Genomic DNA, 20,355 nt, shown 5'->3' on the forward strand with positions numbered 1-20,355 from the left:
GGATCAGCGCGTCTTCGCCGATGGCGGCTTCGCGATGTCGAAGGCGACCGGCACGATCACCGGCACCGGCAGCACCTTGCCGTTGCGCAGCACCGGCCTGATCCGGAACAGCGGCGCCATCTGCACCGCGGCGGCGCCGAAGCCGATGCCGGTGGGCGTATCCGATACCACCCAGCACCGTTCGGGCCGGCCCGAGCGCGGCACCCGACAGGCGAGCAGGGCATGCCCCGAAACGCGGTCGCGCACCGCATCGGGCGGCCAGAAGCGCCGCAGTTCTGCGTCCGTTGGCCGGTAGATCCAGCTCGCCCGCGCATAACGGACCTTGCCGCCGCCACCATCGCCCGCGCCATTGCCTGCACCGCGACCGGTTCCCGTCCCCAGGCCCGCCCCGACCGACGGCGGCCCGACGAGCTGTGCCACGTCCTGATCCGCACCGAACGGTGACGGTATCACCGCGCTCGGCGGCGGCGGTGGCGCGAGCGGTTGCGGCGTCGTGTCGATCGGTGGCGGCGGCGGCGGTCGCGAGGCCGTCGGCGGCGCGCCGCCTGACGGTGCCGGTACGGGCGGAGGTGGCCGTTTCGGCGGCGGCGGCAGTTCGGGCGGTGGCGGCGGCGGCGGTGGCGCCACGTCGAACAGCGTCAGTGCCGGTGGCGATGGCGGCGGTGCCGGCAACGGCGGCCGCGCCAGCAGGAGCAGCAGCAGCAACGCGCCATGCACGCCGAGCGCCAGCGCGAGCGCCGGACGATCGGGGGCATGGCGGTGTCTCACCGCGGCACCGTCATTTCACGACGGGCAACGCGATATAGCTCGCATCCGGCCCGGCGACGGTGATCTTCTGCGTCGCCGTCACATAATCCTTCGGCTGCGCGAAGAAGATGTTCGGCACGAAGGTCTGCGGATTGCGGTCGTAGAGCGGGAACCAGCTCGACTGGACCTGCACCATGATACGGTGGCCGGGCAGGAAGACGTGGTTGGTCTCGGGCAGCGCGAACTGGTATTTCAGCGGCGCATTGGCGACGAGCGGCTTGGCGACCGCCAGATCCTCGCGGTAGCGGCCGCGGAAGATGTCCATCGCCACCGCGAGCTGATAGCCGCCCATCTCCGCCTGCTTGGGCATCACCTCGGGATAGACGTCGACCAGCTTGACCACCCAGTCGCTGTCGGTGCCGCTGGTCGAGGCGGTGAGATGCACCTCCGGCGTGCCCGCGATCGTCACCGGCGCGGTGAGCACGTCGCTGGTGAAGGTGACGACGTCGGGCCGCCCCGAAACGGCCCGCTGGTCGTCGACCAGCCAATTCTTCCACGTCGATCCCTCGGCATAGATCGGCCGCGTCGGGCGGACGCGATAGGACACCGGATGCGCCGGGTCGGAAACGTAATCCGCGGTTTGCGCCGCGCCGCCCGCCGCGGCGAAGCCCAAGGCGCCGCCGGGCTTGAGATAGAGCGGCGTCGGCGTCGACGACGTCCACGCCTGCAACCGCTGCCATTCGTTGGCGCCCGACTGGAAGGCGGTGACCGGGGCGACGTCCATCGCCGGCTGGCCGCTCTTGAGATAATGCGCGAGGAACGGCCGCAGCACGTGCCAGCGCCACCATTTGGCGGTGTCCTGATCCCATTTGATCGCGCCGAGCGCGCTGCCGTCGCCGGCCTCCTGCCCGTGATACCACGGGCCGAGCGTCAGGAAGACCATGTCGTTCTTGGTGTCCTTGGGCTCGAGCGCGCGATAGACCGCGGGCGCGCCGTAGATGTCCTCCTGATCCCACAGCCCCGCGACGAGCATCGTCGGCACCTTCAAGGGCTGCGCGGCCAGGATCTTGTCCATCGCCGCGCTCGACCAATAGCCGTCATAGGCGGGATGCGCGGCGACCTTGCGGTAGAAGCCCGACGCCTGATCGACGCCCTGCGCCTTCGCCACCGCACCCGCCGAGACGTTGCGCAGCCAGTAATCGTAATCGTCGGCGGTGTCGGTGATCCACGGCGTGCTGGCGTCGCGCGTCCCCTGCTGGCCGAGCATATAGGGCAGGCCGATCTGGCGGAAGGCGCCGTTGTGGAACCAGTCGTCGCCGCGCCAGCCGTCGACCATCGGGTTCATCGGCACCGACACCTTGAGCGCCGGATGCGGGTTGATCAGCGCCATCAGCGGCAGGAAGCCGTCGTAGCTGATGCCGCTGATCCCGACGCGGCCGTTGCTCTCCGGCACGTTCTTCACCAGCCAGGCGATCGTGTCGTAGGTGTCGGTCGAATCGTCGGTCTTCGTTGGATTGTTGGGCGATCCGGCGGGCGTCGGGTTCATCAGCGTGATGCCCTGGCTGCCGTGCATGCCGCGCACGTCCTGGATGACGCGGATATAGCCGTCCGCCGCGATGAGGTCCCACGGCCCGTCGCCATGCGACAGGATGCCGGCGAAGGTACCGCTGTCCGCCTTGGTCTGGTCGTCCGCGTCATAGGGCGTGCGGGTCAGCAGGATACCGGCGTCCTTGGTCCCCTTGCGGATGACGATCACGGTGTGGAGCTTGACCCCGTCGCGCATCGGTATCTCGACCGCCTTGCGGACGTATTCGTAATGGGTGTCGCGCGGCGCCAGTTTGGCGGGGCGCTCGTCGTAACTCTGCGCGCCGGCGGCGGCGGCGGTGGCGAGCGCGCCCAGAGCGCAGGCGGCGAGAAGCGATCGGATCATGCGGCGGCAACCCCAAAACGAAACGGCCCGCCTCCGGAGGGAGGCGGGCCGCAATGTGTCCCGATTATTGCCGGCGAATCAAGCGCTACGCTTGCCCGACAGCGGGAAGCTGCCGAAGGCGCCGGCACCGACCGTACCGGTCAGCGTATCGCCCTCGGCGGTCGCCTCGCAATCGAGCGTCATCGGCATCGGTACGGTCATCTGGAGCTTCCAGCTGATCGTATTGCCCGACACCGTGCCGGCGACGTCGCCCGAGCCCATCGCACCCGAGGCGCTGCCGGTGAAGGCATCGCCCTCGCTCTGCACGACGAGCGTCAAATTCTGATCGCCAAGCGGCGACTTCACGATGCAATCCCAGCTGCCATCAACCTCGGCCATCACGCTCTCCTCATTTCGCTGCGGTCACAGCACCGGCCGGGGCGCCGGCGACTGCGCTTGCCGGGACGACCTCGACCGGCAGGCCGAGGCTGTCAAGCTGCGGCTTTACCTTGGAAGCATCGCCGACGACGATCCAGGTCAGCCTGGCCGGATCGATCGTCTGCGCCACCGCGCTGCGCAACTGCGGCAGCGTCATCGCGCGATAGCGGGTGGCGACCGTCGCGTAATAATCGTCGGGCCGCTTGAACAGGTCGTTCGCCTGCATCGCCCCCAGCACCGCCTGCGAGGTTTCGAACTGGCCGGGCAATTGCAGCGTCGCGCCCTTGATCGCGAGGTCGAACTCTGTTTCCGTCATCGGTTTGGTGGTGACGAACTGCGCGACGTCGTCGCGCGCCGAGGCGAGCGCCGGGCCGGTCTTGTCCGCCTGCACCCCCGCCTGCAACAGATAGGGTGCGGCGAATTCCGACGGCTGGAAGCGGCCGCCGGCACCATAGGACCAATGCTTCTCCTCGCGCAGGTCCATGTTGAGCCGGCTGAGGAAACTGCCGCCGAGCGCATCGTTGACCGTGTTAAGGACGAGCAGGTCGTCGGTGCCCTTCAGGCCGGTGCGCTGACCGCCGACGATGATCGACTGCGGGCTGTCGGGGCGATCGACGAGGACAATGCCCGGCTTGAGCGGCGACGGCGTTCCGGCGAACGTCTTGGTGCCGGCCGTGCCCGTCCCCTTCCAGTCGCCGAACCGCGCCTCCAGCGCCGCCTGCACCTCGGCGAGCGGCCGGTCGGAGACGACGAACAGCTTCGCCTTCTCGGGCCGCAGCCACGCCTGCTGGTAACTGCGCAGGTCGGCCGGCGTCAGTGCCGCCACCGCGACCGGATCGCCGCTGCCCTGCGCCTTCGCATAGGGCGTACCCGCCGCGAGGATGCGCGTCGACATGCGCTGCGCGAGCGCTCCGGGGTTGGTCAGCTCCTGCTGGATTTGCGCGACCTGCTGCGCCTTGAAGCGGGCGACGTCGGTGTCGCCATAGGCCGGCCGCCGCGCGACCTCGGCGAACAGGTCGAGCGCCGGGCCGAGGTTGGCGCTCGGCACGCCCATCGACAGCGTGCTGCGATCGTTGCCCGCCCCCGACGACAATTGCATGCCGAGCCGCTCGCGTGCTTCGGCGAGCGCGTTGACGTCGTAATGTTCGGTGCCTTCGTCGAGCATGTTGAGCGCGACGAGCTGCGTGCCGAGCTTGCCCGGTACATCGGCGGCATAGCCGGCATCGAAGCTCAGCACCGCCTGCGTCACCGGCACCGCACTGCGCTGCGCATAGACCAGCTCGATGCCGTTCGACAGGCGGCTGCGCTCGACCTTGGGGAAGGAAAGGCCGGTGACCGCACCGACCGCGGGGATCGCGCCACGCGTCCCTTTCGCCGGCTGTTCCGGTGCGGCGACGACATCGACCTTGGGCGGCACTTTCGCCTCCGCATAAGCGTCGCGCGCGCCGGGAACCACATTCACGGCGAGCACCGGACGGCCGAGCCATTTGTCCGCCGCCGCCTTGACGCTTGCCGGGGTCTGCGCGGCGAGGTCGGCGAGCTGCTTCTTGTAGAAGCCGGGATCGTTCGAATAGAGCGCGCCCTCGGCGAGCGCGACCGCCTTGCCGCCGAAGCCGCCGACGGCCTCGAGCCCGCGGACGCGGCCGGCGACGCGGGTGGTGACGAAGCGCGACACCTCGTCCTGCGTCGGGCCGGTGCGCAGGAAGTCGGCGACGACCGCATCGAGCCGCTGCGCCGCAAGCGCCGGATCGACGCCCGGACGCACCAGCCCCTCGATCGCGAACGTACCGACCTGCGCGAAGGCACTGTTGTCCGCGGAGATTTGCGTGAACAGCTTCTCCTTGCGGATCAGCTCGTTGGTCAGGCGCGACGAGGCCATGCCGCCGAGCACGCCGGCCGCGACCTCGAGCGGTGCGGCGTCCTTGTCGTTGAGCCCCGGCACCGTCCAGTTGCGGCTGATCATCGTCGCGGCGACACGATCCTTCAGCGTCACCGTCTTGGCGGCGGGCAAGGTGATGACCGGCGCGGCGGGCAGCACGCTCTTGGGGCCGGCCTTGATCGCACCGAAATATTTCTCGACCAGCGGTCGCGCGCTGGCGACGTCGACGTCGCCGGCGAGCACCAGCACCGCATTGTTCGGGCCGTAATGGCCGCGGAACCAGTTCTTGACGGTGTCGAGGCTGGCGGCGTCGAGATCGGCCATCGATCCGATCGTGTCATGACCGTACGGGTGCGTCGCCGGGAACAGCCCCTCGGTGACCGCATAGCCCATCAGGCCATAGGGGCGGTTGTCGCCCTGCCGCTTCTCGTTCTGAACGACGCCGCGCTGCTCGTCGAGCACGCCCTGCGTGATCGCGCCGAGCAGATAGCCCATCCGGTCGGATTCGAGGAACAGCGCGCGCTCCAGCGCCGCGGTCGGCACCGTCTCGAAATAATTGGTCCGGTCGAAATAAGTGGTGCCGTTGAAGTCGGTCGCCCCAACCTGCTTCAGCGGTGCGAAGAAGTCCCCCGGTGCATTCTCCGACCCGTTGAACATCAGATGCTCGAACAGATGCGCAAAGCCCGTCGAGCCCTGTGGCTCGTGCTTCGAGCCGACGTCGTACCAGACGCTGACCGCGACGACCGGCGCCTTGCGATCGGTATGGACGACAACGCGCAGGCCGTTCTTCAACGTGAATTGCTGATAGGGAATGTCGACCGCCTTGACGAGCGCGGCGACCGGCGCGGCCTTCACCGGGGCGGGAGCGGGCGTGGTCTGCGCGTGCAGCGGCGCCACCAGCGCGATCGATGCGACGCCGGCAAGTGCGAATAGCTTCGTCATGAGAATAGAGTCCCCCGCTTCGTCCTGAACCTATGAACTGGTCGAGCATAACCGGGGGGCGAACACTGGCAAGCGACCGCGGCGGCTTTTTTGAAAATGCGTCGCGACGGCGACGCCATCATCCCAGTCTCGATCGGATACCCTTGTGTTGCACAATGGCAACACTACATCCGGGCCATACAAGCAAGGGGATTTTATGAACCTCGAACGATTTACCGACCGCGCCAAGGGATTCCTCCAATCGGCGCAGACCGTTGCGATCCGCATGAACCATCAGCGGATCGCGCCGGACCATCTGTTGAAGGCGCTGCTCGAGGACGAGCAGGGCATGGCCGCCGGGCTGATCCAGGCGGCTGGCGGCGATGCGAAGCGCGCGGTCGCCGAGACCGACGCCGCACTCGCCAAAATTCCCGCCGTCTCGGGATCGGGCGCACAGCAGACGCCGGGACTCGACAACGATACCGTCCGCGTCCTCGATCAGGCCGAGCAGGTCGCCCAAAAGGCGGGCGACAGCTTCGTCACGGTCGAGCGGCTGCTGCTCGCACTCGCGCTGGCGACCACCACCGCCGCGGGTCGCGCGCTGGCGAGCGCCGGCGTGACCGCCGAGGCGCTCAACGGCGCGATCAACGCGCTGCGCGGCGGTCGCACCGCCGACACCGCCAGCGCCGAGGATCGCTACGACGCGCTCAAGAAGTTCGCCCGCGATCTCACCCAGGCGGCGCGCGACGGCAAGCTCGACCCGGTGATCGGCCGCGACGAGGAGATCCGCCGCACGATCCAGGTGCTCGCCCGCCGCACCAAGAACAATCCGGTGCTGATCGGCGAACCCGGCGTCGGCAAGACCGCGATCGTCGAGGGGCTGGCGCTGCGCATCGCCAACGGCGACGTGCCCGACGGCCTCAAGGACAAGACTCTGATGGCGCTCGACATGGGCGCGCTGATCGCCGGCGCCAAATACCGCGGTGAATTCGAGGAGCGGCTGAAGGGCGTCATCGACGAGGTGAAGCAGGCCGAGGGGCAGATCGTCCTGTTCATCGACGAGATGCACCAGCTGATCGGCGCCGGCAAATCCGAGGGCGCGATGGATGCGGGCAATCTGCTGAAACCCGCGCTCGCGCGCGGCGAGCTGCATTGCGTCGGCGCGACCACGCTCGACGAATATCGCAAATATGTCGAGAAGGATCCGGCGTTGCAGCGCCGCTTCCAGCCGGTGTTCGTCGGCGAGCCGACGGTCGAGGACACGATCAGCATCCTGCGCGGCCTAAAGGAGAAATACGAGCTGCATCACGGCGTGCGGATCACCGACGGCGCGCTGGTCGCCGCGGCGACCCTGTCGAACCGCTACATCACCGACCGTTTCCTGCCCGACAAGGCGATCGACCTGATGGACGAGGCCGCGTCCCGCATCCGCATGGAGGTGGAGAGCAAACCCGAGGAGATCGAGACGCTCGACCGCCGCATCCTGCGTCTCAAGATCGAGCGCGAGGGGCTGCGCCGCGAGACCGACGAGGCCTCCCGCGACCGGTTCGCCGCGCTGGAGGAGGAGCTGGTCAATCTCGAGGAGCAATCCGCCGCGCTGACGCAGCGCTGGCAGGCCGAGAAGGACAAGATCGGCCGCGAGGCGAAGCTCAAGGAGCAGCTCGACGCCACCCGGCTCGAACTGGAACAGGCGCAGCGGGCCGGCGACCTGACCAAGGCGGGCGAGCTCGCCTACGGCCGCATCCCGACGCTGGAGAAGCAGCTCGCCGAGGCGCAGGGCGCGACGCAGGGCGCGATGCTGCGCGAGGAGGTGACCGCGGACGACATCGCCGGCGTCGTCAGCCGCTGGACCGGCATCCCGATGGAGCGGATGCTGCAGGGCGAGCGCGACAAATTGCTGCGCATGGAGGAGGTGATCGGCCAGCGCGTCATCGGCCAGGCGCAGGCGGTGCGCGCCGTTTCCACCGCGGTGCGGCGCGCGCGCGCGGGGCTGCAGGATCCGAACCGGCCGTTGGGCTCGTTCCTGTTCCTCGGCCCGACCGGCGTCGGCAAGACCGAGCTGACCAAGGCGCTCGCCGAATTCCTGTTCGACGACCCGTCCGCGATGGTCCGCATCGACATGAGCGAATTCATGGAGAAGCATGCAGTCGCGCGGCTGATCGGCGCACCGCCGGGCTATGTCGGTTACGAAGAAGGTGGCGTGCTGACCGAGGCAGTGCGACGCCGGCCCTATCAGGTCGTGTTGTTCGACGAGGTCGAGAAGGCGCATGGCGACGTGTTCAACGTGCTGCTGCAGGTGCTCGACGACGGCCGGCTGACCGACGGCCAGGGGCGGACGGTGGATTTCAGCAACACGCTGATCATCCTGACGTCCAACCTCGGCTCGCAATATCTCGCCGCGGTCGAGGAGGGGCAGGCGGTCGAGACGGTCGAGCCGCAGGTGATGGAGGTCGTCCGCGCCCATTTCCGGCCCGAATTCCTCAACCGGCTCGACGAGATCATCCTGTTCCACCGGCTGGGCCAGAGCCACATGGCGCCGATCGTCGACATCCAGGTGGCGCGCGTCGGCAAATTGCTCGCCGACCGCAAGGTGACGCTCGACCTGACCGATGCTGCCCGCAACTGGCTGGGCCGGGTGGGCTACGATCCGGTCTACGGCGCCCGGCCGCTGAAACGCGCGGTACAGCGCTATCTGCAGGATCCGCTCGCCGACCTGATCCTGCGCGGCGAGGTGAAGGACGGCGCCACGGTGCACGTCGACGAGGGCGACGGCAAATTGGTGCTGACGGTGGCTTGAATAGAAAGGGCCGGCGATGCCAGCCCTTCCATTCACACCTCTGATCGGATCAGAAGTTGACGCCGAACTGAATGCGCGCCGCGCGACCCGCGTTGTACTGCGTTGGCAGCGAATAGGTCGGCAATGGCGCACCTGCCGACGTGGTCCCAGTCTCCGAAAGCCGGAGCGCGGGCAGAGAGTTGAAGACGTTGAATACCGACAAGCGAACAAACCCGTTGAACGCGTCGGTCGGCAGCGCGACGGTCGCATCAAGGTTGATCTGCGCCAGCCAATCCGCCGTCAATTGCGAGCCGCGAGGCACGATGCCTAATGTGCTCGACCGCACTCCTCCCGCCCGGTCAAATCGATCGTTGATCACCGTAAAGCCGGTCGGGTCACGGACAACCGCACCGCTAGCCACGTTACAATAGGCGCCGCTCGTTCGATAATACAGGCCGGTGACCCCACCCGGGGCCGTAGCGTCGAAATCGCGGCTGGCCGGAGCCCGGCCATAGCAGCCGAACTTCCGTGGCGAGGTGACGTTGGCGTTCACGCCAAGCGTCAGCCAGTCGGTAAATTTGTAAGATCCCCAGATCTTGAAGTTGTGACGGCGATCATTAGGCAGATATCCATACGTGCCATCGACCAAGGCGGGCAGATCGAATGCCGTCGTCAAGCCGGCGTCAGTCTGACCGTTGTCCGAACGAACACCGCCTTCGATATTCCCATACAGCTTCGAATAGGAGTAGTTGGCGTGCAGTTCCCATTTGCCGTCGGTTTCACGATCAAGCGTGAAAACCACCCCTCGAAAGGTGCGTTGGGCACGCGGATATTGCAGGGCCACAGAGGGCAGGGTTACGGTTTGGCGCGACGTTTCGCCGGGAAGCGGATCGCTCAACGCGACGATGACATCACGCCCGGGATTGATCAGCGCGAACTGATGCACACCGTTCCAGATGGCACGGCAATCTGCGGCAGCTTTGCCCTGCGCGATGCAATAAGGCACGATAGCCTGATCGAGCGACGCATCCTCAAGCGAGTTATTCAATTTGGTCTGGGTGAAGTTGAAGCCCAGCCGGATGTGGTTGCCCAGTCGCCGTTCGATGCCGAAGACGATCTCGTCGGCCGACTGCGGCTTTAGATTCGCCGCAACCACCGAATCGGTATTCGGAACCGTCCCGTCATTGCTGATCGTGCAGGCAGTCCCAGCCGGTGCATTGTTTGGACAGGCGGTGAAGCCGGCTCCCGTAGTGATCGGCGCGCCCAAGATCGGCACGTTGGTGGCCGTCAACCCGCCGAAGCGATAAAAGGCATTGTAGTCGAGTTCGCCGCCGGCGAGCCGGACGTTGGTGTTCACCGCCACCGGCAGATAATAGCGGCTGAATGATCCAAAGAACTTGGTCCGTCCGTCACCGAGGGGATCGACGCTTGCACCAAGCCGAGGCGCCCACTGGTTCTTTGCGACGAAAAACGTCTGCCCTGCCGCATTGCGATTTTCGAACCGATCGTTGCGTATGCCGAGATTCAAGTTGATGCGGTTGTCGAACAGCCGCCACTCATCCTGCGCATAGAACGCCGTGTTGCGGGTCGCGAACTGACCGCCGGTCTTAAACGTGCGCGCGGAGATATAGGACGTTCCACCGGCAAGACCCACGGTCGGATCGATCGTCGCAGCGCTCCCAGAGGCCGTAAGCAGCGTGTATTGCGCGCCGCCATTGGCGATCGTCGTTGAATTCTCGTCCAAATCCTCACGATCATAGCCGCCACGGATATGGTGGGACCCGACCAAATCGAAACGAAGGTCGGCGTCGGCACGATAGAACGTGCGCTTGTCGAAATTAAGCGACGCATTGGACAGCGTATTGCCGATGCTGCTATTCGCGCCGTTACGCTGATCGAGCACGTAGGGAAGGTCAGCGACACTCGACTCGGTAGTATCAGTGTTCTTGTTGACGCCATAAGCCGCCGACAGTGTCAGCCAGTTGGTGAAGCTGCCGGTATATCGGAAGACATAATTCTCGCCGCCTGAACGATATATATTGGTCGCGACATAACCGCCCGGCGAATTCGTGTTCAGATTATAGCGAAGGCCACTCGCCAGCGTATACTGACTGGTTCCGAACACGTCCTCGATTTGCTTGCCACTGGTGTTCCAGTACGTAGCCTCCAGCCGCTGCCCGTCAATGATGACGGCGTCTACCTTGCCGCCCCAGAACGGGCTGGCATTGGAATTCCGGCTGTACGAAGTGCCGACCAGTTGCTGCCCGCTCGAGCGCAGATCCGCGTAGTCGGCGCAGACGTTCGCGTTGCTTGCACATCCCGATGCGCCTGTCTGTGCGGCGGATACAGTGCCTGTGTAACCCTGTCCCCAGCGGCCATCGCGCGCATTGTAGATACCATAGAAGAACAAATGATCCTTTATGATCGGGCCGGATAATTGGGCAATGAATTCGCTATTTTTTGAATATGCAGAATCATTATCCGCAGCATAGGTATTCTTCGTCTTGGAGATGAGGCTGTTTGGCTGCCAGTTAAAGGTGATGCCGCCGTGCCATTCGTTGGACCCAGACTTGGTGGTGGTGTTGATCATGCCACCGGTAAACCGCCCAAATTCCGCGGGGACCCCACCGGTCTTGATCTGGACGGTTTGGTAGAATTCAAATGGAATCGCGACCGCGCCAAGCCCATTGCGGAATTGCGTGATGTTCAGCCCGTTGACGTAATAGATATTTTCGGAGACCGACCCGCCGTTGACAGACGGGAGCCCGTTGTCGCGCACGGAGCCGAATCGATTGTCGCCGCCCGTCGTTCCGGGTGCCAGCAGGACGACCGACGTGAGATCGCGGGCGACAGGGACCCGGATCGCGACATCCGCGACATCGACGGTCTGGCCGACGGTGTTGCTGCTGAAATCGACGACCTGCACCCGCCCTGCGGTCACCACGATGTCCTCGCCCGTGCTGGCGTCAGTCAGTTGCAGATTGAATTGATTCGCCGCGCGCCCCTGGATTAGCCGAACGGTCGGGTCGGTAAAGCTCTGGTAGCCCTCAGCAGAAACGGTGAAGCTGTACGTACCTTGCGGCAAAGCCGAGATCACGTAGCTCCCATCCTGACCAGTCACGGCACTGCGCGTAAAGCCCTGGGCCACCGACGTAACCGTCACGTTTGCGCCGGCGATGGCCTTTCCATCAGTTCCTAGGACCCGCCCAGTTGCGTTGACTTGGGTATAGTCCTGCGCCACCGCGGGCACGGCAACCGTCATCATGGCAGCGCCCGCCCCCATCAATGTCAGCGCCTGCATCGCAGCGCCGGCGCGTAATGCGTGGCGCGCAATTGTCGTATTCGTGATCATGCGTTTCCCCTTCGCTCGACCGGAATCACCCCATGCTGGAGCGATGTCTCGGTCAGCCTACCCTGTGCCCTCCCGTACTTGGCCAGTGCCGTACGGACGACATGACCATGAAACTATTCCTGCCGCAGACTGTAAAGCCGACCACCTCTCTTATTTAGATAATCGTATAATATCGTGCCTTTTATGTCACGATTGCAATCGTGATGGTACTTAACCCTGATTACCACTGTTGGTCCATGCTAAATCATTGATGATAAATAGCTAAGTTTGTCATTCCTTGATCGCAATGGTTGTCAGCCGTAAAAATTACGCACTTTCTGTATTACGTGAGGGGACTCAGTGTGCCCGCGATATGTGGATGCAGAGTACTGACCTTGGCTATCCCTCCGCTCGAGAGACCGAGAATGCGACGCTCCGCGAGGAGGCACCAAGAACGACATCGGCGGCGGCGTCGGGTGCTGGACCGGCAATCTATGGAGCGGTGCTGCAGGACAAATGCGACAAATCGCCCAGCATGGAAGAGGTGATCACCGGTGCGTCATTGACCAAGCGCAGGCCGTGCGGCGCCGGCCCTATCAAGTCGTGCTGTTCGACGAGGTCGAGAAGGCGCACGGCGACGTGTTCAACGTGCTGCTGCAGGTGCTCGACGACGGCCGGCTGACCGATGGCCAGGGGCGGACGGTGGATTTCAGCAACACGCTGATCATCCTGACGTCCAACCTCGGCTCGCAATATCTCGCCGCGGTCGAGGAGGGGCAGGCGGTCGAGACGGTCGAGCCGCAGGTGATGGAGGTCGTCCGCGCCCATTTCCGGCCCGAATTCCTCAACCGGCTCGACGAGATCATCCTGTTCCACCGGCTGGGTCAGAGCCATATGGCGCCGATCGTCGACATCCAGGTGGCGCGCGTCGGCAAATTGCTCGCCGACCGCAAGGTGACGCTCGACCTGACCGACGCCGCGCGCAACTGGCTGGGCCGGGTGGGCTACGATCCCGTCTACGGCGCCCGGCCGCTGAAACGCGCGGTGCAGCGCTATCTGCAGGACCCGCTCGCCGACATGATCCTGCGCGGCGAGGTGAAGGACGGCGCCACGGTGCACGTCGACGAGGGCGACGGCAAACTGGTGCTGACGGTGGGACAGGCATAGCCCGACCTTCCGGACCGGACACAAAAAAGGGCGGGTCGTGAGACCCGCCCTTCTTCGTTCGGAAGGCGAAGCGCTTTAGAAGTTGAACTTCGCGCCGGCACGGTAGGACCGGCCGAAAATGCCCTCGCCGCCCTGCACCGCATTGTACAGATAGGCGCCATAGGTGACCGGATCGATCGGAGGCAGACGGTTGAAGATGTTCAACGCGTTCACGTAGAACGAGAACTTGTCGTTGACCTTGAACGTCGCATTCGCGTCGGCCGTGATGTAGCTCTTCACGCGGCAACCCGAATAGGCAGGTGCCTGGCCGCAATCCTTATACGCGTCACCCTGATCCATCGCCGACAGGTCATAGCCCGACGTATAGTTGACGGTACCGGTCAGCGCGAGGTCGCCGAAGTCGAACGTGTTGGACCAGTTGCCCTTCCACTCGAACGTCCCCGAACCCGCGGTCAGGTTGAAGTTGCCGAGCGTGTCGACATAGGTCTGGCGAACGCCGTCGACCGTCGTGCTCAGCTCCAGGATGAGGCTGGCGTTCAGGTTGGTCGTCCACTTCACCCCGCCGAAGTCGACGAAACCGTTGGCGCCGAAGTCGATGCCCTCGGACTTGATCGTCTGCGCGTTGATCAGCTGCGAACGGACGAAGGCGATCTTTGGCCGTGCGGTCGGGTTGTTCACGTCGACCGCGTCCGGGATCACTTCGAAGCCGGTCGGGATGGCCTGACCCGCATAGTAAGCGGCGATCGCCGGCGAGAGGTCCGGCGTGGTGATCGCGCCGGTCTTCTTGATGTTATAGTAATCGACCGTCAGCGACAGGCTGCGGATCGGTTCGAACTTGATGCCGGCGGTGAAGCTGCGCGACTTCTCCGGCTTCAGGTCCGGCGACGCCAGGGTGGTCTGGCCGATCGAATAGGCGGTGATGTAGCCCGAGCAGTTGTTCGGGGTGTTCGCCGTACAGATCTGGCCGGCACCCGGATTGGTGCTGTACTGGCTGAGGAACGCGGCCGGAATGCTCGAAAGCTGCTGCGTCACATAGCCGGTCGTCGGCAGGGCGTTCGCCTCGCCGAACGAGGGGATGCGGAACCCGCGCGAATAGGTGCCGCGGACGGTGACCTGCTGGATCGGGGTGAAGATCGCGCCGAACTTCGGCGAGAAGTTGCTCTGACCGGTCGAATAATGGTCATAGCGGCCCGAGGCGTTCAGGGTCAGCTGATCGAGGATCGGAGCGTTGATTTCGCCGAAGGCCGAGGTGACGGTACGGTTGCCGCTGGTGCCGAAGGCGTTCTGGCGGAAATAGCGCTGCGTCGGGCCGTTGGTGTCGGGGTTGCCGCTGGGGGCGTCGACCGCCTCGTAGAAGACCGATCCGCCGACCGCGACGCGAAGATCGCCGCCGGGCAGCGCGAACAGCGCCTTACCGAGGGTGAACTGCGCCTGGTAGAGGTCCGAGCTGCTGTTGGTGATGTTCTGCGGCGTCAGATAGTCGAGCGTCGCCTGGCTGTTCAGCTCGGGATTGACGAAATTGTAGCTGCCGTCGGCGATGACATCGAGCAGATGCTGGATGTAGACATAGCCGTCGGTACGACGACGCAGGTCGGTGTGCATCGCGGTCGCATCGGCCCGGTAATCGACGTCGCCGAAGATGGTCCCGTTGATGCCCATGGCGGCGCGATAGACGCGGCTGCGGGTTTCGTTGAACTCACGCTCGTTGGCGAGGGTGCCGACGAGGCGGGCGACCTGGCCCGATGCCGCGAACGGGTTGTTCGGGTTGAGCGTCCCGTTGGTCGCGTTGCACGTCGCCGTGCCGCGTGCGCAGATGTAGACCGGCAGGGCGAGGATCGCCGAGCGCGGATCGATCGCTGCGGTGGCGTTCTGCGAGGTCGAATATTGCGGGAACAGGATACCCGCCGGCGCATTCGCGCGGATCGTCGCCGGCACGCCCGTGTAGCTGGCGGTCGACTGCTGGAAGTTGACCTGGAAATAGGCTTCCGACGTATCGCCGACCTTCGCGGTGAAGCGTGCCGAACCACCGAAACGCTCCTGATCGGGCGTCACGTTGCCATAGAGGTTCTGCGTATCGACCTGGCAGACCGTGCCCGGAGCCGTCGCGTTGATCGGCAGCGCCAGTTCGGCGGCGGTCGGATTGTAGGGGGTGCCGACGCGGCAACCGGCCGTCGGATTCAGCAGCTGGTAGCGGCCGAGCGCGGTCGTGTTGGTGGCGTTGGCCGGACGGACGTAGAAATTGCCCGTGCCGATCGCGAACCCGTTGGTGAACGAGCCATTGGCGTCGAGGCCATTGGCGACGTTGTTCGGGCCGCAGACGCGCGTACCGGTGCGATCGCCACACAGGCCGCGTTCGTCGCTGCTGTTGAACGGTGCCGGCAGCGACTTGGACTGCACGCCTTCGGCGCGATAGTAGAAGCCGCTGACGTAAGCGTTGTAGCCCTTTTCGTCGAGATCGCCGGTGCCGGCGGTCAGCGACAGGCGCTGGTTGGCGTTGTAGCCGCGTTCCGCGATACCGGCTTCGACGCGACCGGTGACGCCCTGGAACGAACGCTTGGTGATGATGTTGACCACACCCGCGATCGCGTCCGCGCCGTAGCTCGACGACGCGCCGTCGCGCAGCACGTCGACGCGCTCGACGATGTCGTCGGGGATCGTGTTGAGATCGACGAAGTTGCGCGAGCCGTCGTCCGACAGCGGATAGTAAGCGGCGCGCAGGCCGTCGAACAGGACCAGCGTCGAGTTGGTCGACAGACCGCGCAGCGATACCGACGATGCGCCCGATGCGAAGGCACCGTTCGCGGTGAAGGAGTTGGTCAGCGCCGGACCGTTGTTGGACGACAGCGCCTGGATACCAGCCTGCACCGTGTTGATGCCGCGGGCATCGAGATTCTCGGTGGTGATCGTGCTGACCGGCGACGGACCGGCGTCGGTACCGCGGATGATCGAACCGGTTACGACGATGTCATTGCCGGCCTGATCGTCTGCCGCCTCGGTACCCTGCGTCTGCTGTGCGATCGAAGCGGCATCGGTGGACGCGCCTTCCGGCGCGGTCTGCGCCGAGACGGCGCCCGCATAAAGCATCGCGAACGGCGTAACGGCTGCGAGCAGCGCCGCCTTGCGCGTGGAACGGTGGATCGTGAACATGTGTTTCCCTTGCCTGACCCAAACGTGTCGACCCGCTGTGACGGTATCGGCCCGGGTGTTTGCCAAGCCCCCCTCGACCGCTGGAGCGGCCCTCAAGAGACATACCGCTGAAATGCGGGCGGAAATTTTTGCTGTAAACCTGCGTTTCAAAAACCGGCAACGTTTGCCGCACAGTGTAGCCTAAATGACACAATTATTGTCGTTGTTCGGCTGTCGCGGTAGAATCCCTGCTCGCAATTGCAGCATGACGACGCGATCTGTCGTTTTGAGGGGCAGGCCCTCAGGCCCCCGGCATAGCCCCCGCCACCAGCAACGGGTCGAGCCGCGCGTCGCGCCAGCGCAGGCTCCAGTGGAGATGCGGTCCGGTCGCCCGGCCGGTCGCGCCGACCGCACCGATCGGATCGCCCTGGCGGACGTGGTCGCCGACGCGCACGTCGATGCGCGACAGATGGAGGAAGGCGCTATTGAGACCGTGGCCGTGGTCGATCATCAGCAAATTGCCTTCCAGGGTGAAAGGATGGTCCGCGGCGAGGATGACGACGCCGTCTGCGGGCGCGACGACGGGGGTGCCGGTGGGGCGGGCGATGTCGATGCCCGAATGGTAGCTGCCGGGTTCGCCGCGATAGATGCGTTGCGCACCGAACAGCCCCGAGATGCGGCCGATCGCAGGCCAGCGGAACGCCTGGCGCCAGCCGGTCGCGTCGGTGACCTCAGCACGCGCCGCGGCGATCCGGGCGAGCTCGGCGGGGCGCAGCTGCGCCATGACCGGATCGGGGGCGGGGAATTTGGGCAGCGTGTCGAGCCGCTCGATCCGCCATGCCCGCGCCGCCACGGCGAGTGGCTGGGTAATCCGGCGGCCGTCGTCGAGCGTCGCGACGAGCACGGCCTGCGATCCGGCGTCGCGATCGAAGCCGGCGATGAAGCGGCCCGCCTCGACCGCGATCGGCTGGCCGTCGAGGGTCACCGTCACGCTTCCCGTGGGGACGGTGCCGGCGATCAGCCCGCCCTGCGTCGGCGTTCCGGTCCAGCGAAACGCCGGGGCAGCGACCGGGGCGGGCGCCTGGGGCGACGCCGCCGCGGCCAGGCAGACGAGCGGTGCCAGCGCGGCCGGCAGCCTCATCGCGGGCTGAGTGCCTCGCTGGCGAGATGCGCGCTGGCGAAGGCTTCCTGCCGCGCGACGCTCCAATAGCGCAGCAGCTCGATCGGGATGCGGGCGCCGCTCACCGCACAGACGACATGATCGCCGGGAGTCAGCACCCGGAAGCCGTTGGCCATATAGTGAAGCCGCGCCGGGCGATCCGAGTTGGAAACGAGCATGTCTTGAGATCCTGTCAGAGCAACGTCGGCTGGTCGGGCTTGGGATAGGCCCTGGCGGGTTTGCGCTCAACCTTGCGCTCGGCGGCGGGCTGGACCGTGCCGTCGTCGACGACGGCATCGATGCTGCCGTCGCGGAAGCGCAGCGTCACCGCCCCTGCCTCGCGCACCGCCGCGGCGGACGCCAGCGTCTTGCCGCCCTCGCCCCCGCCCTCGCGGCGTGCGGTGACCCGCGCATAGCCGCGGTCGAGCACCGCATCGGGGTTGAGCGACCGGACCAGCCGCCACGTCGCCGCCAGCCGGTCGCGGTTGCGGTCGACCTGTTGCTGCAGCACCGCCGGACGCAGCGCGCCACTCGACCGGTCGAGCTGGCCGCGCGCCAGCGTCACCCGCCGTTCGAGCCCGCGGTCGAGCCGCTGGCCGGCATCGTCGGCACGCTGGCGCTGCGGCCCGAGCAGCGTGTCACGCTTGGGCAGCAGCCGGGCGAGCCCGGTCAGCCGCTCGCGGCCGCGCTCGACATAGCGATTGGCGCAACGCTGCGTGCGCAGGCCATGGCTCTGGATCGTGTGGCGCAGGTCGGCGAGCACCGGCACCGCCAGCTCCGCCGCCGCCGTGGGCGTCGGCGCGCGCAGGTCGGCGGCGAAGTCGCACAGCGTCGTATCGGTCTCATGGCCGACCGCGGAGATGATCGGGATGGTACAGCCGGCGACGGCGCGGACGACGACCTCCTCGTTGAACGCCCACAGATCCTCGATCGAACCGCCGCCGCGCGCGACGATGACGAGGTCGGGCCGCGGCATCGGGCCGTCCGCGGGCATCGCGTCGAAGCCGCGCACCGCGGCGGCGACCTCCTCGGCCGCCCCCTGCCCCTGCACCTTGACCGGCCAGACGAGCACGTGGGTCGGACAGCGATCCTCGAGCCGGTGGAGGATGTCGCGGATCACCGCGCCGGTCGGCGAGGTGACGACGCCGATCGTCCGCGGCAGATAGGGCAGCCGCGCCTTGCGCGCGCCGTCGAACAATCCCTCGCCCGCCAGCTTCGCCTTGAGCTTCTCGAACAGCGCCATCAGCGCGCCGGCGCCGGCGAGCTCCATCCGCTCGATGACGATCTGATATTTGGAGCGGCCGGGATAGGTGGTGAGCTTGCCCGTCGCGATCACCTCGATGCCGTCCTGCGGCGCGAAGGCAAGCGCATTGACCTGCCCCTTCCACATCACGCCGTCGATCACCGCGGCATCGTCCTTGAGCGCGAGATAGACGTGGCCCGAGGTCGCGCGCTTGTAGCCCGAGATCTCGCCGCGGATGCGGACGTGGCCGAACTCCCCCTCGACCATCCGCTTGAGCTTGAAGCTGAGTTCGCCGACCGACATGGCGAGCGCGTTGTCGCCGGGCCGCTCCTCGGCTAGCAGCCGGGCGTCGTCGGTATCGGATAGGAACTCTGGCATGAACGTCCTGCTGTTGGGCTCAGGTGGCCGCGAGCACGCACTCGCATGGAAACTGGCGCAATCGGCCCTCCTCGATACGCTCTATGCCGCGCCTGGCAACCCCGGCGTCGCCGCCCATGCGACGTGCGTCGCGCTGGATGCGACCGATCATGCCGCGGTGGTGGATTTCGTGGCCGGCCATGACGTTGGCCTCGTCGTCATCGGGCCGGAAGCGCCGCTGGTCGACGGTCTCGCCGACACGCTGCGCGCGGCGGGCGTGCCGGTGTTCGGGCCGGGCAAGGCGGCGGCGCAGCTCGAGGGATCGAAGGGCTTCACCAAGGATCTGTGCCGGCGCGCCGACATTCCGACCGCGGGCTATGTCCGGGTGGGCACGCGCGCCGATGCGGAAGCGGCACTGGCGAGCACCTTCTCCTATCCGGTCGTGATAAAGGCGGACGGGCTCGCCGCGGGCAAGGGCGTGGTGATCGCGACCAGCGAGGCCGAGGCCGCCGCGGCGTTCGACGCGATGTTCGCGGACGGCGATGCGCCGGTGGTGCTGGAGGAATTCCTCGACGGGGAGGAGGCGAGTCTGTTCGTGCTCACCGACGGCGTCGCGCTGCTGCCGTTCGGCAGCGCGCAGGACCACAAGCGCGTCGGCGAGGGCGATACCGGTCCCAACACCGGCGGCATGGGCGCGTACAGCCCGGCGCCAGTGCTCACCCCCGAGCTGGAGCGGCGTGCGCTCGACGAGATCGTCGCGCCGACGGTGAAGGCGCTCGCCGAGGAGGGGACGCCGTTCAGCGGGGTGCTCTACGCCGGGCTAATGCTGACCGCGACCGGCCCCAAGCTGATCGAATATAATGCGCGGTTCGGCGACCCCGAATGCCAGGTGCTGATGCCAAGGTTCGAGGGCGATCTGGTCGCGACGATGCTGGCGGTGGCGGAGGGACGGCTCGGCGAGCTGCCGGCGGCGCGCTTCGCCGACGCGGCGGCGATGACGGTGGTGCTGGCGGCGGCGGGCTATCCGGGGACGCCCAAGGCAGGCGGCGCGATCCGCGGGATCGACGCGGCGGAGGCGACCGGCGCGACCGTCTTCCAGGCGGGGACGCGATTGGAGGGCGACACATTGGTGGCGTCCGGCGGCCGGGTGCTCGCGGTGACCGCGATGGGGGCGGACATCCGCGCGGCACGCGATGCGGCCTATCGCGGGGTCGATGCGATCGACTTTTCGGACGGCTTCTGCCGACGCGACATCGGCTGGCGCGAACTGGCGCGCTGATCGCTCGGTGCGGAGAGACGGAA

The 20,355-nt window shown here is 66.3% G+C and carries 11 protein-coding genes and 1 pseudogene; 3 read left to right on the forward strand and 9 right to left on the reverse strand.

The genetic code is table 11. From position 1 onward, the window contains the following. Nucleotides 1–3: 3 nt before the first annotated feature. The 4 genes from MC45_RS19940 to MC45_RS14055 form a co-directional block, all read right to left on the reverse strand. Nucleotides 4–768 carry an energy transducer TonB gene (locus MC45_RS19940; protein WP_038664390.1) on the reverse strand — a complete coding sequence of 255 codons (765 nt, stop codon included), beginning with the start codon at nucleotides 766–768 and terminating at the stop codon, nucleotides 4–6. Between the two features lie 10 nt (nucleotides 769–778). Then, entirely contained in the window at nucleotides 779–2,677 is a 1,899-nt protein-coding gene (locus MC45_RS14045) for a CocE/NonD family hydrolase (protein WP_038664393.1), read from the reverse strand. Nucleotides 2,678–2,755: 78 nt separating this feature from the next. Then, nucleotides 2,756–3,055: a hypothetical protein gene (locus tag MC45_RS14050; RefSeq protein WP_038664396.1), complete on the reverse strand. Its 300-nt coding sequence runs from the start codon at nucleotides 3,053–3,055 to the stop codon at nucleotides 2,756–2,758. Nucleotides 3,056–3,065: 10 nt separating this feature from the next. Continuing rightward, a complete protein-coding gene (locus MC45_RS14055) occupies nucleotides 3,066–5,915 on the reverse strand; it encodes a M16 family metallopeptidase (RefSeq protein WP_038664399.1) in 2,850 nt (949 codons plus the stop codon). A 196-nt stretch (nucleotides 5,916–6,111) separates the two neighbouring features. Here MC45_RS14055 and clpB point away from each other — a divergent pair, with 196 nt between their 5' ends. After that, nucleotides 6,112–8,691, forward strand: coding sequence for an ATP-dependent chaperone ClpB (gene clpB / locus MC45_RS14060; RefSeq protein WP_038664403.1), 2,580 nt, complete (start codon nucleotides 6,112–6,114; stop codon nucleotides 8,689–8,691). A 49-nt stretch (nucleotides 8,692–8,740) separates the two neighbouring features. Here the strand turns inward: clpB and MC45_RS14065 are convergent, their stop codons facing one another. Then, the gene (locus tag MC45_RS14065) at nucleotides 8,741–12,022 is read right to left on the reverse strand and encodes a TonB-dependent receptor (protein ID WP_081974446.1); all 3,282 of its coding nucleotides are present in this window, start codon (nucleotides 12,020–12,022) and stop codon (nucleotides 8,741–8,743) included. A 552-nt stretch (nucleotides 12,023–12,574) separates the two neighbouring features. Here MC45_RS14065 and MC45_RS14070 point away from each other — a divergent pair. Next, nucleotides 12,575–13,168 (forward strand): annotated as a pseudogene (locus MC45_RS14070) (AAA family ATPase); the annotation flags it as partial. Between the two features lie 75 nt (nucleotides 13,169–13,243). Here the strand turns inward: MC45_RS14070 and MC45_RS14075 are convergent. The 4 genes from MC45_RS14075 to xseA all read right to left on the reverse strand — a co-directional run bounded on the left by MC45_RS14075 (nucleotide 13,244) and on the right by xseA (nucleotide 19,074). Then, on the reverse strand, nucleotides 13,244–16,315 hold the full coding sequence (locus tag MC45_RS14075; RefSeq protein WP_038664408.1) for a TonB-dependent receptor domain-containing protein: 3,072 nt from the start codon (nucleotides 16,313–16,315) through the stop codon (nucleotides 13,244–13,246). Nucleotides 16,316–16,595: 280 nt separating this feature from the next. Further along, entirely contained in the window at nucleotides 16,596–17,435 is an 840-nt protein-coding gene (locus MC45_RS14080; protein ID WP_038664412.1) for a M23 family metallopeptidase, read from the reverse strand. Beyond that, the gene (locus MC45_RS14085; protein WP_038664415.1) at nucleotides 17,432–17,632 is read right to left on the reverse strand and encodes a DUF2093 domain-containing protein; all 201 of its coding nucleotides are present in this window, start codon (nucleotides 17,630–17,632) and stop codon (nucleotides 17,432–17,434) included. Before MC45_RS14085 ends, MC45_RS14080 begins: the two co-directional genes overlap by 4 nt. 14 nt (nucleotides 17,633–17,646) lie before the next feature. Further along, complete coding sequence (gene xseA / locus MC45_RS14090) at nucleotides 17,647–19,074, reverse strand: exodeoxyribonuclease VII large subunit (protein WP_038664418.1); 1,428 nt, start codon at nucleotides 19,072–19,074, stop codon at nucleotides 17,647–17,649. Here xseA and purD point away from each other — a divergent pair. Beyond that, entirely contained in the window at nucleotides 19,073–20,332 is a 1,260-nt protein-coding gene (gene purD / locus MC45_RS14095; RefSeq protein WP_038664421.1) for a phosphoribosylamine--glycine ligase, read from the forward strand. The genes xseA and purD overlap by 2 nt on opposite strands. Nucleotides 20,333–20,355: the final 23 nt, after the last annotated feature.

This window comes from Sphingomonas taxi (assembly GCF_000764535.1).
GTDB classification, from domain to species: domain Bacteria; phylum Pseudomonadota; class Alphaproteobacteria; order Sphingomonadales; family Sphingomonadaceae; genus Sphingomonas; species Sphingomonas taxi.